This window comes from Pseudomonas sp. 8AS (assembly GCF_902506505.1).
GTDB lineage: Bacteria > Pseudomonadota > Gammaproteobacteria > Pseudomonadales > Pseudomonadaceae > Aquipseudomonas.
Genome location: NZ_LR733406.1, coordinates 418090 through 432203 on the forward strand (window position 1 = coordinate 418090; position 14114 = coordinate 432203).

The window sequence follows — 14114 nt, forward strand, 5'->3', positions numbered from 1 at the left end:
CGGCTCAGCTGTCCCAGCGTTCTTCGCTGTAGGAGAACACCGGCAGCGACCAGGACCAGCGGATCGCCGCCAGGCGCACGCTGAGGCCGAAGACGAAGGACGCCAGCAGGTTGAGGTCCTCGGCCACGCCGAGGTGGCGCAGGCCCAGGTAGAGCAGGGCGACCAGCAGCGAGACGCTGGCGTACAGCTCCTTGCGCAGCACCATCGGCGTGCGGTTGCACAGGATGTCGCGCAGGATGCCGCCGAAGATGCCGGTGATGATCCCGGCCATCACCACCACCGGCAGCGAATAACCCAGGCGCAGGGCGACGTTGCAGCCGATCACCGTGAAGGCGATCAGGCCCATGGCGTCGAGCAGCAGGAACAGCCGGTGCAGGTGGTGCATGAAGCGCGCGACCAGCATGGTCGACAGGCCGGCGCACACGGTCAGGTAGATGTAGGCGGGGTGTTGCGTCCAGCTCACCGGGAAGTTGCCGAGCAGCATGTCGCGCACGGTGCCGCCGCCCAGGGCGGTGATGAAGGCGATCAGGCTGACGCCGAACAGGTCCATGTTGCGGCGCCCGGCGGCAAGTGCCCCGGACATGGCTTCGGCGGTAATGGCAATCAGATAGGCATAGGTCAGCACACAGAATTCCTGCGTCAGGTGCCTCTCCCCCTGTCCTGTGTACCTGAGAGTTTGTGCGGCGCTGGGCCGCTTGCCCCTTCGGTGGGTTGCCTGGGCAACCGCTCTCCAGTCGGCTGGTATGGAATCCGCAGTTCTGAGCCTGAGCGATTATGGGAGTTTGCGCCTTCGGCGGAGGGCCCGGGGCCCCCACTCTCCTGCGGGGCGCGGATTATAGGGGCTGCGCCGGCGCTTGTCGCCCAGACCTTTGGCCAGCCGCGCCGCCCCGTAAGAGCGGCTTCGGCCGTGCGCCGGCATGGCCTCAGTCGAGATGGCGCATCAGCAGGGCATAACGTGGGTCGATCTGCGCCGGCAGCGGCAGGTAGAGGATGTGGCCGTCGCCGGGGGCCACGTCCACCGCCTCGCCATTGGCCTTCTCCAGGTGCTCCAGGGTGAAGCTGATGTTGCCCTCCGGGGTCATCAGCTCCAGGCGGTCGCCGATGCCGAAGCGGTTCTTCACCTTGACCTCGGCCAGCGCGCCGCGGCGCTCGCCGGTCAGCTCGCCGACGAACTGCTGGCGCTCGGAGAACGAGTTGCCGCGCTGGTAGTTCTGGTACTCGTCATGCACATGGCGGCGCAGGAAGCCCTCGGTGTAACCGCGGTTGGCCAGGGACTCCAGGTCGTCCATCAGGCGGCGGTCGAACGGCCGCCCGGCCACCGCGTCGTCGATCGCCTGGCGATACACCTGGGCGGTGCGCGCCACGTAGTAGTGGCTCTTGGTGCGGCCCTCGATCTTCAGCGAATGCACGCCCAGCTGCACCAGGCGCTCGACGTGCTGCACGGCGCGCAGATCCTTGGAGTTCATGATGTAGGTGCCGTGCTCGTCCTCGAAGGCCTCCATCAGCTCGCCGGGGCGGCTGCTGTCTTCGAGCAGGAACAGCTGTTCGGTGCTCGGCCCGGCACCCAGGGTTGGCGCCGCCTGGGCGCTGCCGCAGCGCACGATCTCGCCCAGCTCGTTCTGCTCGCCCTCGTGGGCCTGGTACTGCCAGCGGCAGGCATTGGTGCAACTGCCCTGGTTGGGGTCACGCTTGTTGATGTAGCCGGACAGCAGGCAGCGCCCGGAATAGGCCATGCACAGGGCGCCGTGGACGAATACTTCCAGCTCCATGTCGGGCACCTGCTGGCGGATTTCGCCGATCTCCTCCAGCGACAGCTCGCGCGACAGGATCACCCGGCTCAGCCCCTGGCGGCGCCAGAACTCCACGCTGGCCCAGTTCACCGCGTTGGCCTGCACCGACAGGTGGATCGGCATCTGCGGGAAGTGCTCGCGCACCAGCATGATCAACCCCGGATCGGACATGATCAGCGCATCCGGGCCCATCGCCACCACTGGTTCGAGGTCCTTGAGGAAGGTCTTCAGCTTGGCGTTGTGCGGCGCGATATTGACCACCACGTAGAACTGCTTGCCCTGGGCATGGGCCTCGTCAATGCCGATGGCCAGGTTGGCGTGGTCGAACTCGTTGTTGCGCACGCGCAGGCTGTAGCGCGGCTGCCCGGCATACACCGCATCGGCGCCATAGGCGAAGGCATAGCGCATGGCCTTGAGGGTGCCGGCGGGGCAGAGCAGTTCGGGTTTGGCAAGTGTGGGCATGGCGGTAATCGACGGCTGTTGAAACGGCCGTCGATTCTAGGGCGGTGTGGGGCGCGGGGTATTGATGTGGGTCTATGGCCTGGGTGCGGGGCTCGGTAGCGGCCGGCTCCGCTCCTGTGGCTCAGGGATAGTTTCCCGCGACGAATCCGACGCCCCGTTTCAACCTGTCGCAACAGGCATTTCGGCGGGCTCCGCGAGTCTGAATCAGGTGCAACGGAGGAAAAAGGGGACAGATTTATTTTTCAACATCTAACTTCGGCCTACCCTGACCTCTCTGCTCAATTCGCAGGCCTGTAATCTGTTCGATCTCATCGATAAATCGGCTGCTGCCCGTTAATTGCCCGCGCTGTAGTGCCTCTCGAATCAGACTGGTTTCCTCTAAAGAAACAGCCTGTTTGACATAAGATTCGTAACGCTCACGCCGCTCCACCTGATCACGGCCCAACGCCAGAAAACAGGGATCTGCATCCAGCCATTCATGGCTGGAACCCATGCCCAAACGTTCGCGGTAACTGGACCATGGATAGTCACCTGCCTCTGCAGTCATGCGGGCACGCACCGGGTTGAGTTCGATATAGCGGGAGCAGGCGAGCAGGTAAATGTCGGTTTGCACGACACTGGACTTGTAGCGACTTTCCCAAAGCGTCCCGCTGCGCCCCTCCAGACGATTGCGATAGCGTGTGGTCCTTGCTGCCAGGGCCTTCATCAATTGCCCAAGCCCGGCCACCAAGTCACCCGGAGCCAGTAGCAGGTGAACATGATTGGTCATCAGGCAGTAGGCATAGACCTTTACGCCGAATACATCCTTGAGCTCACGAAGATCACTCAGGTAGCGCTGGTAGTCATCTTCCGCCGCAAATACCACCTGCCGATTGTGTCCACGCTGCACCACATGATGCGGATAGTTCGGCAACACAATACGCCCCATCCTTGGCATGTCTTTCCCTCCATCCATGGAAGACATCAGCTTAGTCGACCATAAATATAGTCAGAAAATAAATCTGTCCCCTTTTTCCTCGTCCCCTTTTTCCTCTTTTTCCTCGAGAAGGATTTGCAGGTCGTTGTTCATGGTTGAACTGGCTGTTGCGTTGGAGTCAGTAAACTTCGATTTTTTCTTCTTGCCATTCCAGATGCGATAAATGGTTTTTCAGGAAGTCGATGGCGGTGCTGAGTTTTTTCTTTCTGCAGTATATGAATAGGATGCCCTTGTCCATTTCCTGACGGTGAGTGTTGAAGTAGTCGAAGTGCAAGCCGATGATTGAGCGCTGAGTGTAGATAGAAGCACGGTTGAATTTATCCCACTTGCAGTCCCGGTGGTGGTATTCGGTGTGCATGTCCTTAAAGCCCTTGGAGTTGGCCATTGCCAGATAGACCAGCCCCATGCCGCCGGGGCCGGCCAGGGCGAGTATGAATGCGCTGGGGTCCAGGGCAATGAGGAAGACGACGACAATGGCCGAGAAGATGGCGAACCACTTCACGAACACCAGCAACGCCTGGGAAAGTTCCTTCCATTCGCATACCTCCATGCCAGCTTTGGTAAAGCGGTAGGCGAATTTAGTTTTTTGGTGGGTGGTTCCGTAAAGAGCAGCCAAGAAAACAGCGCAGGGGGGGAGGCTCCATGCAAATTTCCCAAGGGTGGAGAGGTCATTGTCGGTGTGTAGCATCAAATAAAATACTATGACCATGGCTATGGTCATGAAAGCAAACATGCCATTAGCAATGGTCGTGTTGTAGGGGCGGGCCCTAATACGCCATTCCAATAAGGCGGGTTGATCTTCGTGTTTCCACTGGTGGTGTTGCGGGAGCTCGATAGGCTTGCTCCAGCGCAACAGGTCGAGAAGGATTTGCAGGTCGTTGTTCATGGTCGTCTTAATAACTGGCTGCGGGCAGGAAAAAGGGGACAGATTTATTTTCCAGCATCTACCTTCGGCCTACCCTGACCTCTCTGCTCAATTCGCAGGCCTGTAACCCGTTCGATCTCATCGATAAATCGGCTGCTGCCCGTTAATTGCCCGCGCTGTAGTGCCTCTCGAATCAGACTGGTTTCCTCTAAAGAAGCAGCCTGCTTGACATAGGATTCGTAACGCTCACGCCGCTCCACCTGATCACGGCCCAACGCCAGAAAGCAGGGATCTGCATCCAGCCAATCACTGTTGCAACCCATGTCCAAGCGTTCGCGGTAACTGGACCATGGATAGTCACCCGCCTCTGCAGTCATGCGGGCACGCACCGGGTTGAGCTCGATATAGCGGGAGCAGGCGAGCAGGTAAATGTCGGTTTGCACGACACTGGACTTGTAGCGGCTTTCCCAAAGCGTCCCGCTGCGCCCCTCCAGGCGATTGCGATAGCGTGTGGTCCTTGCTGCCAGGGCCTTCATCAATTGCCCAAGCCCGGCCACCAAGTCACCCGGAGCCAGTAGCAGGTGAACATGATTGGTCATCAGGCAGTAGGCATAGACCTTTACGCCGAATACATCCTTGAGCTCACGAAGATCACTCAGGTAGCGCTGGTAGTCATCTTCCGCCGCAAATACCACCTGCCGATTGTGTCCACGCTGCACCACATGATGCGGATAGTTCGGCAACACAATACGCCCCATCCTTGGCATGTCTTTCCCTCCATCCATGGAAGACATCAGCTTAGTCGACCATAAATATAGTCAGAAAATAAATCTGTCCCCTTTTTCGCAAATATTTAGAACCCCAGCTTTTCCGGAAAATAAGACAGTGGCGGGTGCGTATTTTTCCATTCATTGGCGAAAGCTTTGGCCTGTTGGATTTGTTCAGGTGTCATCTGCGCTGCAATTCTAGGTAATTCATCTTTAGCGAACGGGAGCATGTCTCCACCGCCGTCGAGCTCAAGTAGCAAGGACATTAGGCCATAGCTTTCGACGAGGTTTATTGGGAGCTCTAGAGGGTTGTTTGGGTCTGAAAGAAATAGCGCATAGTTAGAGAAGGAAACAGTGTGGCCGGTTTCCGCTCCTTTTTTCAGCCAATACCTTGCGCCCTCTAAGTCACCCTTTTTATGTAATACCCCATAGTACCTTGTCGTACCTTTAGGGTCTCCGCCCTCTGCGGACTGCCTCAATAAGCTCTCTATTGCAGCATCCTTTTCCCAAGGGAATAAAAAGAATTTATCTCCTTGTGTATATTTTAATGCCAGCCAAAATTGACTGTGGGCATAACCGGCTGCGGCAGATTTTTCAAGCCACTCTAAATCGTTAGTGGCGTGGTACAGCAGATACATCGCTTCGCCGTCGCCTTTTTCAGCTAGCGGGGTTGCGGTCGCAAGTAGCTTCTGATGCCAATCTTCAGGTCTTTTTAGACCGTTAGGACAGTTACCCATGGCTATGCAAAGGTCGCTCTGCATAGAGCTCAATCTACGCATTGCATATAGGTCGCCTTGTTCGGCTGCAGCGGTATACCACTTGTGAGCCTCTGTCGTTGTATAGCGACTGGTACGTCGTAGGTCTTCGGCTAAATAATATTGTGCCTCTTTGTCGCCTGCTTCAGCTGCAATGCGCAGTTCGTACTCTGGGTCTTTGTTCTGGTTGTAGAGCGTGATGCCGCGCTCTTTAGCTGCTTGTTGTTGCGATGTGAGCGGAGCGGAATGGACTGCTGCGCATACTAAAAATCCAGTCAGCACAGCAGCTATTTGTTTTATTGACATTAGAATCCCAGTTTTTCAGGGAAATAAGAAAGCGGTGGATGAGTTGCTTTCCACTTCTTGGCGAAGGCTTTGGCTTGTTCGATTTGTCCAGGCGTCATTTTGGCGGCGATTTCTGGAAGGATATCCTCGGCATATTCTTTTGCGCCACCACCTCCGTCGAGTTCAAGTAGCAAGAATATAAGTCCATAGCCTTTTACCAGGTCGAGCGGAAAATCTAATGTGTTGGGGGTGTGTGCAAGGTAGGCTCCGTAAGATCCAATTGCTCCCTCGTCACCGGTTTCCGCGATTTTTATGAGCAAGGCGCGAGCGGCGGCCAAGTCACCTTTCTCCTGCAAGATGCCCATATATTCACCCATGCCGTTGACAAAATTGCCTTCAGAAGACTTTCTCAGTAGTTCTTCAATCTGTTCCGAGCGCTTCCATGGAGGGAAGAAGAAGCCATGTCCTTCTTTATAACGATTGGCGAGCAGCCACTGGGCCTTGGCATAACCTGCTGATGCGGATCTCTCCAGCCACTCAAGTTCTCCCGTTGAGTTGTACATAATCATCATTGCTTCCCCGTCACCTTTTTCGGCTAAGGGCTCGGCTGTTTTCCAGAGCAGCCTGGTCCAATCTTCACTTGAACGGGAGCCTGGTGGGCAATTCTTCATTGCATTGCATAGGTCGTTGTCTGTGTCCGATAGCCGGAACATTGCGTAATAGTCGCCTTGTTCGGCGGCAGCTATGTACCACTTTTGGGCCTCTGTGGTCATATATCGGTTGGTAAGGCGCAATTCCTCGCCTAGAAAGTACTGAGATTCTCTATCGCCTGCTTCGGCAGCAATTCGTAACTCAGGTATGGCGGTTTTGTATTGGTTATAGAGCATAATGCCGCGTTCTTTCGCGGCTTGCTGCTGGGGTGTCAATTGAGCGGCTATTACATGGCTGCAGAGTGAAATGGCCAAGACTGCGATCAGGTTTTTGATAGGCATATTCTTTCTCACGGATTTATTCGCCTGGGCCGTTATAGGTGGCGTGGCCGCCAGGCATATAGGTAATGCCGTAGTGATTGGTTACTTGGCAGAAGCCATCTTTTAGTTGCCCAAGAGCGCTGACGTGCTCACGGTAACTGGCGCGCATACGTTCGTTTCTATTGGCATCCTGGCCGATACTCATCACCTTGACCTCCATGAAGTGGTCCATGCGCATTCGATTTTCGCAATAGGCTTGTCCCGGTTTCGGCGGTTTGCTGCCGAAACGATTCATGCGCGTGCATGTCTCTTCGAACTGACGTTGGGCCGCATGAATGGTGCTATTGCGTTGAGCGTTTTGCACAATCCAGCCCAGTATTCGTTCGATGGCTTGTTGCTGTAGTAACCAGCACTCGACTTCGCTGTATGTCTTTATATCTTCATGGCTTCTACCATCAACGATATCGTTAGCCTTAATCTCGAATGCCTCCGCCGGACTGATCAGCGTCATCAGCATCGGCCCGAGCGACTCGGGTAGCGCATCGATAAACCAGCGTTCCAGCTCAGCCGGTTTGCGGTAGGTCATAATAGTGTTAGCAACAGGCCCACCGTTGCCTCCTGCAGTGAGCGCTTCATAAAGATCGGCCACGGCATCGACCGTGGTCAGCGACAGGGTGTAGATCATGCCGACATCCATGCCGAGAGCACCGAAGATATTGAGTTTGCTGAGCAAGTCGAACGCGCTGCCGTCGACCCACTTCAGTGGGTGGTACATGTTTTTGCGCAGTTCCCGGCGCAGCACGTCGAGTAGCTCGCCGATGGCCTCGTAGCCCAAGGCAAAGGCGAAGCTGCCGCTGGCGCCGGGGCCGGCGATGAGTGAGGCTTTCAGGCGCAGAATAAATCGACCCTGGTCGAGAGAGAGGGACACCTCGCTATCGATGCCCAGGCCGACGGCGGCAGAAATTTCCGCAGTGAGATGGGCGAGGTTGAGCCATTTCTCTTCCGTTTTTTTAGTCTCGCCTACCTGAAGTCGGGTGCTGACCAGACCCTTTGGCGGCAGCCAGTTGAGTTGCCCGGTCACCTCTATACCTGCCTGTACCCCGGCAAAGAGTTTGAAGCTGGCGCTGGCACCATCTTCGAGTTGCACGGGCGCGGAGGTCATCTTCCCCATGTCCTCGGTACGCGCCATGCTGGTGGTGTTTTCTTCGCGGGTGGCAGGCTCGATAGGATCGAGAGCGGAGCCATAGCGAAGTCGGTTCGGCGACAGGTCCAGATTGGCTGCCAGTTGCAAGGAGGCGCCGGCGAAGCCCCAGGCGCGGGCATTGAAACAGGCCGAAAATTTGCCTAGTTCCAGGGTGGCGATTTCGTCCAGGTAGTTGATGTACTTGGCCTGCACCGGCTGGGCTTCTTTGGCCTTGGGTAGTTCGATATTGAAAATCTCGACCTCGCCGCGGGCCAGGTCGATATCCAGGGTAGTTTCGAAGCTGGCGGTCGCATCGCGCAGCGTGGGGCCCGATGCTTCCGTGCTGGTCTGGATACGCTCCGGCGGTGCCGAGAGGAAGCGCACCAGTTGGGCTTGTGGGCTGCGGTCGAACAGCCTGAGGCTGCGTCTGACGCTATCGAGGAACAGCACTTCGCACAGGCGGTCCCCCCATTGTTTGCGGGTGGCGGCATCCTGCAAGGAGTCGACTTGCCAGCCCAGCTTGGTCAGATGATCGTAAAAAAGCTCTACCTTGAACCAGCCGTTGTTATCGAACCAGTCGCCCTGATCCTTTATTTCGTATGCGCCCATGCCTATCAGCCAGTCGCTGAAGGCGCTACGCGAGCTTGGTTGGGCGCTGCTGTTACCGGAGAAGCTTGCAGTCTTCTTGATGCTGGGTTTGGCCAGCCCATTGAGCACCATCATGCTGGTATGACCTAACGGCTTGGGGCTGTCCGGCCAGCTGACTTCGTGCAGGGGGAAGTCGCTCTTGACCAGGCGTTCGATGGGGCGAGGCTGGAATTGTTCTGGGTTCCAGAGCAGATGCCGGCGCGGCTTGCTGTTCGCCACGGCCTGTTGAGCCTCTTCGTAGAGTTCCTGGAGCTGCGTCTGCTCGGCATCCCAGGCTGCCCGCTCGGCTGCGAGCAGGCCGGCCGGGGGTAGCATGTTCTGGCCGGTGCTTTTGACCCAGCCCTCGTACTTCTCGCGCATTTCGTCTTCGACGGCCTGCTGCTTGGCGAGGTGCTCCTGGTATTGCTTGAAGCGCTGGACGCCGCTGCCTGCACCAGCAGGCGTCATGATCAGGGCGAATTCGGGGACGGCCAGGCCATAGTCGGCGACCTTGATGATGGCGTCGATATAGGTCTTGTAGGCCTCCAGGGCTACCAGTTCAGTGAAGATTTCCGAGTACTTGAGGTTGGGGCCGTAATTCTTGGTGAATTCCTGGATTTCCTGGTAGCGCTGGTATTGCTGCTCGAGCAGCTTGGCCAGTTCTTCCTGCTCGTAGGTGGGCAGCTCCCCGTACTTGAGCACCTCTTGGCGGGTCTTCAGATAGTGGTCTACACGTTCCTTGGCTTTCATCGCCTCTTCGGTGAACAGGCTGCCATTCTGGTAGGTGTAGTTCTGCGCCTCTGCTTTCTTGACGGCGATATCCCGCAGCTTTTTCCATTCGTACTGCAGTCTCTGCAGCTTATGGCGTCTGGCCATGCCATCCGGGATTCTTTTTATATCCTCTGCGGCCCTGCGCGAGGCTTCAGCGCGGTCGTTGGTCGGCCCGGTATGTAGTGGCTCGATACCGAGGGCGCGGTCCTGGAGCTTGATGGCCAGGTTGAGGTCGGCGATATCGGGATGCTCGCGCTCGAAAAACTCCATCCGCTCTTTGTCCTGGCCTTCGAGAAAAAAGCTCAGGTTGGGCTCCATGAAGTAGTCCAGCAGCCCGCAGGCATCCAGGCCTTTCTTGCGTTCTTCCTTGCTTTTGCTCGGTGCCACCTGCTGTTCGAGTATGTGCGCCGATTCGCTGAGCGCTTCATCGGCCTCCTTGGGTAGAAGCCAGAAGGACTGCTCATGGGTGGCGTAGATGATGTTGGCAAAGTGCCGCTTACAAGGGTGCGTGGCATTGTCGAAAAGCGTGCGTAGCTTCTCTGGGAAGCTGGGCGGCGGAGGCAGCTTTAGCACCAAGGAGGCCTTGGCCGGCACTGTTGCGACTAAAGGGATTAAGCTCCCTGCTTTGGCCGTTGGGACCGAAGCAGGCGCCGTGCGAACCAGCACGCTGAGATTCCAACCCACTGCAATATGATCGGCGTTGCCAATGAAACTGTTGAGCTCAAGGAGTTCGGCAACCGTGCTGCCGTGCTGGTTGGCGATTTGGGTCAGCGTGTCGCCGCTGCGGACGACGTAATTGATGAGTTCCATAGTGCATCCGTTCAGCTGGATTAAGAGGCGCCCAGTTCCTGCAGGCGCTCTGTCTTGAGGAAGGCCTTCGCCCTGTCTTGCAGGATGGCCATGACGGCTGGTCGGGAGTCCAGGGCGGGCCCGCGTAATAGCTCGGTCAGGCGCAGCAGGTGGCGTTCATCGGTAATGCCGTGTTCGCCGAGTGCGTTGAGGTTGTCGATCAAGGCGGACAGTTCTGCCTGTGTAGGAGAGTCAAAGGCTCGGTGCTCCTGATCGATCCAGTACAGCCAGCGGAGGGTGGCGTAGGCGTTTTCGCTGTTGTCGGCCAAGGCGAGAGAGTTGGCCGTGGCAGAGCGGCCCGCAAGGGGCTGCCAATCAAGCCACCGACCTGGGCCGTTCTGTAGGTGTACAAGGGCCGGGCTGGCAACCGCCGACCAGGGGCCAAAGAGTGCAGCCTGTGCCAATGCCGTCATCGCCAGTGCGGCCCAGAGCGCGGGCTGATAGTAGGTCGCCAGACTTTGCCCGCCTGAGCCGTCACTGATCTTCAGCAGACTGCGTGCATGGGCCAAAGCCTGCTGAGGGTTCTCGGCTCTGATGGCAATACCGGCCTGGCGCTCTTGGCACAGGCGGGCGCACAGTTGTGTCAGCTCGTGGCTTCTGCCCACGTTGACCCAGATCGGGCCACTTTCCGCCAGGTGGGCAAACTCCGTTGCATGGAGCAGGTATTCCACCTCGATGGGCTGGCCGCAGTTATAGAGCTGCGCCAGGGCTTCCGGTTGCCTTGCCGGGTCGATGATGAAATGCAGGCCGTTGCCACCCATGGGCAATTCGCGGCGCGGCAATTTCAGGAACTCGCTCAGCCCTTCATGCATGGGCAATCTCCGCGGCTGCAGGCACCGTTGCTTTGTTTGCCGCACAGCGGACTTAAACCAGGCACCAGTCTGTTCAACGGCGCTGCAATCAACAGCTCGCCGGCTTTATCGCTGTCCGCGGCCCTCACCTTGCCCGGCAATAGCGGCGCCGCCCCTGAGCCACTCCCCGGCCCGCCGCCGGAGTTGATCTTCACCATTGCGCCGCTGAGGGTGATGCCGCTGGCGTCGAGTTTGACGAAGCTGCCGCCGGCCTTGAAGGTGAGTTCGGCGCCGGCTTCGAGCACGACTTTCAGGCCGCTGGACAGGTGGATTTCGTTGCCGGCTTCGACGAACTGGCCGGTGCCGATCTTCACGTGCTGGTTGTTGGCCACGGTGAGGTGGTCGTTGGCGCGGATTTCCACCTTGCGGTCGGCGTGGGTGGTGCGGTGTTCTTCGGCCTTCAGCTCGGTGTAGCTGTTGGCTTCGACCGTGTCGTGTCGTTCGTGGCCGATGCGGATCTTCTGGTCGTTTTCGACGTTTTCGTCCCAGTCCTTCTGCGCGTGCAGGTAGATCTGTTCCTGGCCTTTGCGATCCTCGATACGCAGCTCGTTGTAGCCGCCACCGCCGGGCGAGCTGAGGGTTTTGAATAGCGTGCGGGTCTTGTTCGCCGGCAGGTCGTAGGGCACCACATGCTCGGCGTGGTACAGGCAGCCGGTGAGCAGCGGTTGGTCGGGGTCGCCTTCGAGGAAGGTGATCAGCACTTCCATGCCGACCCGCGGGATGGCGATACCGCCATAGCGGTCGCCGGCCCAGCTGCTGGAGACGCGCAGCCAGCAGCTGGTCTTGTCGTCGGCCTGGCCCTCGCGGTCCCAGTGGAACTGCACTTTTACCTGGCCGTACTGATCGCAGTGGATTTCCTCGCCCTTGGGCCCGGTGACCACCGCACTCTGGCTGCCGAGGATGCGTGGCTTGGGATGGTTCAGCGGCGGGCGATAGGGGATGTCCCAGGGGGTGGCGCTGAAGCGGTTGCGGTAGCCCTGCTGGAAGCTATCGGCCGCGCCCTGCTGTGCCGGGCCGGAGGTGGCGCGGGCGCCGCCGAGAAAGTCGGTGACCGACTCTTCCAGCACTTGCGGCTGTTTGCCTTCGTGGTGGATTTCGTTGAGTAGCCACAGTTGGTTCCAGTCGGCGCGCGGGTGGGCGGTCAGTTCGAGGAAGTGGCCGCTGAGCAGCAGGGGCTGGTTGCTGCTGCCTTCGGCCAGCTGGTAGTCGCTACGGTGACGTTCCAGGCTGCGCTGGGACAGGTGTTTGCCGCGGTTGCGGTCGGTGAAGCGGCCGGGGTAGTCGTAATCTTCCAGATCCGGCTTGGCCTCACCTTTATGTGCCGCCTCCAGTTGCAGGCGCGGCTTCTCGAAGTCGTAGTCGCGGCGGGTGACGTGGCTGGTGCGGGTGGCCAGGCGCAGGCCGAAGCGCTTGATCACCGGATCATCGGCGACCAGGCCGGAGTCCTGCTGATAGGCCACCGGAGCCAGGCGCGGGAAGGCGGTCTGGTCGTCGGCGAAGACCAGCACATGGCCCTCCTGGCTGTGCTGGAAGTGGTAGTGGATGCCTTCTTCCTCGCACAGGCGCTGGACGAAGTGCAGGTCGCTCTCGTCGTACTGCACGCAGTAGTCGCGTTTGGGGTAGCTGGCGCCGAGCTGGAATTTGTACGCGCCCTGCACGATGCCGTGCTCTTCGAGGATGCTGGCGATGATCTCGGCCACGCTGAGCTGCTGGAAGATGCGCTGGTTGGTACGGTGCGCCAGGTAGGCCAGCTGCGGGCGCAGGACCAGTTGGTAGCGGGTCAGGCGCTTGCCGGATTCGCCACGGCCGGCCTGGTGGATGTAGGCGTGGATGCCATTGCCCTGGCTGGACAAGGCGAGAAAGGCGCGCTGGTGCAGCAGGCCTTGAAGATCGAGGTCGGGTTGTTCGCTGACCAGTTCCAGGGTGAAGACGAAGGGCTGGCTGAGGGCCTCGAAGCCCTTGAGTTCGAGCACTTGCAGGTCGTGCGCGACGCCTTCGATGCTCAGGCTGAGATGGGTCTGGTTGGCTGGGGCGAACATCCGTTGTTCCTTCTGCCGAAATGGCATCGGCCAGGAGACCTGGCCGATGCGGGTAGTGCGGTCTGCGTTCCTGCAGGCCTGTGCATTGTCCGGGATGCGCCACGGGCGTGCAGTGACGCGGGGGGCAAAAATGCCCCTCTCCCTGGCTCAGGCTCAACCCGAGCGGCGCACTGCCTTAGGCGGAGATCGGCGAACGCCAGTCGTCCGAGCCGGAAGTGCCGGACACTTCGTGGGTCCAGACGATCTTGCGGTAGGTGAAGTAGACGTCTTCCAGGTGGGTGAAGTGGGCCATGCCCGGGTCCTGGCAGTTGGGCATGCGCGACTGCACGTCGACGATCACCGCGTCTTCCAGCTCGATGGTGTAGTAGTGCTCCTGGGTGCCGGTGGCGGAGGTGCGGTACCACTCGATGCGGCACTTGTTCAGGCGCTCGCCGGAGGTCAGCGAGTTGAAGATCAGCGGCGAGGACTTGTCGAACACCTTGGTGATCATCAGCGGCTTGTGCACGCGCTGGCCGGTCGGTTGGCCGGACTGCGGGTCACGCGGGATGATCACCTGGTGGTTGAAGGCCTGTACCAGCACCTGGTCTTCATGACCTTCCTGGAAAATGTTGCCGACCGAATCCTCGGTGAAGGTGCCAGCGGTGATCAGACCTTGTTTGGTGCCTTCGAGGGTCATATACGCGGGTGTTGGCATGAGTGCTCTCCTTGCCTGGGTCATGGACCTTGTCTGGTCCGGGAGCCAGGTTCAGTTCAAGAGCTGTGCCAGTAATGAAAAGTCATTCAAAAACAAATGGTTGCGTCTTCTCTTTGGTCGAGGGAAAACACGCCTGCCAATTGGCGCACAGAAAGCTGTGCAAGGCTTTGCGCAGGGCTGCGCAGAAACCTGCGCAGGCGGCCAAGGGCCGTGGCGGGCAGGGGCTGCG

At 58.8% G+C, this 14114-nt stretch carries 11 protein-coding genes and 1 riboswitch; all 11 genes read right to left on the reverse strand.

Annotation, left to right across the window (positions count from 1 at the left end; all coding sequences use genetic code 11):
* Positions 1-4 precede the first annotated feature (4 nt).
* The 11 genes from GV001_RS01870 to GV001_RS01920 all read right to left on the reverse strand — a co-directional run bounded on the left by GV001_RS01870 (position 5) and on the right by GV001_RS01920 (position 13885).
* Positions 5-625, reverse strand: a complete 621-nt coding sequence (locus GV001_RS01870) for a trimeric intracellular cation channel family protein (RefSeq protein WP_160077567.1) — start codon at positions 623-625, stop codon at positions 5-7.
* A gap of 118 nt (positions 626-743) precedes the next feature.
* Positions 744-832, reverse strand: a riboswitch (glycine riboswitch).
* Between the two features lie 91 nt (positions 833-923).
* On the reverse strand, positions 924-2252 hold the full coding sequence (gene yegQ / locus GV001_RS01875) for a tRNA 5-hydroxyuridine modification protein YegQ (RefSeq protein ID WP_160077569.1): 1329 nt from the start codon (positions 2250-2252) through the stop codon (positions 924-926).
* 235 nt (positions 2253-2487) lie between these two features.
* Positions 2488-3189: a transposase gene (locus GV001_RS01880; protein ID WP_160083115.1), complete on the reverse strand. Its 702-nt coding sequence runs from the start codon at positions 3187-3189 to the stop codon at positions 2488-2490.
* A gap of 157 nt (positions 3190-3346) precedes the next feature.
* The gene (locus GV001_RS01885; RefSeq protein WP_160077571.1) at positions 3347-4114 is read right to left on the reverse strand and encodes a hypothetical protein; all 768 of its coding nucleotides are present in this window, start codon (positions 4112-4114) and stop codon (positions 3347-3349) included.
* Between the two features lie 44 nt (positions 4115-4158).
* Entirely contained in the window at positions 4159-4860 is a 702-nt protein-coding gene (locus tag GV001_RS01890; protein ID WP_160083117.1) for a transposase, read from the reverse strand.
* Positions 4861-4946: 86 nt separating this feature from the next.
* The gene (locus GV001_RS01895; RefSeq protein WP_160077573.1) at positions 4947-5921 is read right to left on the reverse strand and encodes a tetratricopeptide repeat protein; all 975 of its coding nucleotides are present in this window, start codon (positions 5919-5921) and stop codon (positions 4947-4949) included.
* Positions 5921-6904: a tetratricopeptide repeat protein gene (locus tag GV001_RS01900; RefSeq protein ID WP_256664844.1), complete on the reverse strand. Its 984-nt coding sequence runs from the start codon at positions 6902-6904 to the stop codon at positions 5921-5923. The genes GV001_RS01895 and GV001_RS01900 overlap by 1 nt, the downstream gene beginning before the upstream one ends.
* Before the next feature lie 4 nt (positions 6905-6908).
* Positions 6909-10262, reverse strand: a complete 3354-nt coding sequence (locus GV001_RS01905) for a LysM domain-containing protein (RefSeq protein ID WP_160077575.1) — start codon at positions 10260-10262, stop codon at positions 6909-6911.
* A 20-nt stretch (positions 10263-10282) separates the two neighbouring features.
* Positions 10283-11113 carry a DUF4123 domain-containing protein gene (locus GV001_RS01910; RefSeq protein WP_160077577.1) on the reverse strand — a complete coding sequence of 277 codons (831 nt, stop codon included), beginning with the start codon at positions 11111-11113 and terminating at the stop codon, positions 10283-10285.
* On the reverse strand, positions 11098-13191 hold the full coding sequence (tssI, locus tag GV001_RS01915) for a type VI secretion system tip protein TssI/VgrG (protein WP_160077579.1): 2094 nt from the start codon (positions 13189-13191) through the stop codon (positions 11098-11100). Before tssI ends, GV001_RS01910 begins: the two co-directional genes overlap by 16 nt.
* Before the next feature lie 175 nt (positions 13192-13366).
* A complete protein-coding gene (locus GV001_RS01920; RefSeq protein ID WP_160077581.1) occupies positions 13367-13885 on the reverse strand; it encodes an Hcp family type VI secretion system effector in 519 nt (172 codons plus the stop codon).
* Positions 13886-14114 lie beyond the last annotated feature (229 nt).

Coding starts and splice junctions, on each gene's coding strand:
- yegQ (WP_160077569.1), bottom strand. CDS start 2,252: ATGCCCACACTTGCCAAACCCGAACTGCTCTGCCCCGCCGGCACCCTC.
- GV001_RS01880 (WP_160083115.1), bottom strand. CDS start 3,189: ATGCCAAGGATGGGGCGTATTGTGTTGCCGAACTATCCGCATCATGTG.
- GV001_RS01885 (WP_160077571.1), bottom strand. CDS start 4,114: ATGAACAACGACCTGCAAATCCTTCTCGACCTGTTGCGCTGGAGCAAG.
- GV001_RS01890 (WP_160083117.1), bottom strand. CDS start 4,860: ATGCCAAGGATGGGGCGTATTGTGTTGCCGAACTATCCGCATCATGTG.
- GV001_RS01895 (WP_160077573.1), bottom strand. CDS start 5,921: ATGTCAATAAAACAAATAGCTGCTGTGCTGACTGGATTTTTAGTATGC.
- GV001_RS01905 (WP_160077575.1), bottom strand. CDS start 10,262: ATGGAACTCATCAATTACGTCGTCCGCAGCGGCGACACGCTGACCCAA.
- GV001_RS01910 (WP_160077577.1), bottom strand. CDS start 11,113: ATGCATGAAGGGCTGAGCGAGTTCCTGAAATTGCCGCGCCGCGAATTG.
- tssI (WP_160077579.1), bottom strand. CDS start 13,191: ATGTTCGCCCCAGCCAACCAGACCCATCTCAGCCTGAGCATCGAAGGC.
- GV001_RS01920 (WP_160077581.1), bottom strand. CDS start 13,885: ATGCCAACACCCGCGTATATGACCCTCGAAGGCACCAAACAAGGTCTG.